1 rRNA gene is annotated in these 741 nt (G+C 57.5%); it reads left to right on the forward strand.

The features are described from left to right. Positions 1 to 260: ribosomal RNA gene (locus tag L6E12_RS34185) — 16S ribosomal RNA — on the forward strand; the annotation flags it as partial. Between the last annotated feature and the right edge of the window lie 481 nt (positions 261 to 741).

Genomic DNA, 741 nt, shown 5'->3' on the forward strand with positions numbered 1-741 from the left:
TAAAGCCGGTCTCAGTTCGGATCGGGGTCTGCAACTCGACCCCGTGAAGTCGGAGTCGCTAGTAATCGCAGATCAGCAACGCTGCGGTGAATACGTTCCCGGGCCTTGTACACACCGCCCGTCACGTCATGAAAGTCGGTAACACCCGAAGCCCATGGCCCAACAGTTTACTGAGGGAGTGGTCGAAGGTGGGACTGGCGATTGGGACGAAGTCGTAACAAGGTAGCCGTACCGGAAGGTGCGGCTGGATCACCTCCTTTCTAAGGAGCACCTGCCGCCCAGTGCTTGCACTGGGTCGGGAGAACCACGCTGATGGCGAATGCCCATCAGGTGGTGCTCATATGCTGTGGAAACTACTGGATGAGTACGACAACACCGGCGCTGAAACACGATGAGTACTGCACCTGTGAGGGTGCGTGGAAAGTGGTGTGAGGGGTGCGGGGTTGGAGTATGTGTCGGCACACTGTTGGGTCCTGAGACAACACCCCACGAGGGGTTGTTGGACTCGGTTCCAGGACCAGGGCCGCGAGCACATCGCCAACGTTGGTTGGGCTGGTGTTCGCAGTATGGCCAGGGTTTTCTGGTTGGTGTTTGAGAACTGCACAGTGGATGCGAGCATCTTTGTAACAAGTTGTTAAGGGCATACGGTGGATGTCTAGGCATCAGGAGCCGATGAAGGACGTAGGAGGCTGCGATAAGCCTCGGGGAGCTGTCAACCGAGCTGTGATCCGAGGATGTCCG

The sequence above is a fragment of the Actinokineospora sp. PR83 genome (assembly GCF_021056305.1).
GTDB lineage: Bacteria > Actinomycetota > Actinomycetes > Mycobacteriales > Pseudonocardiaceae > Actinokineospora > Actinokineospora spheciospongiae.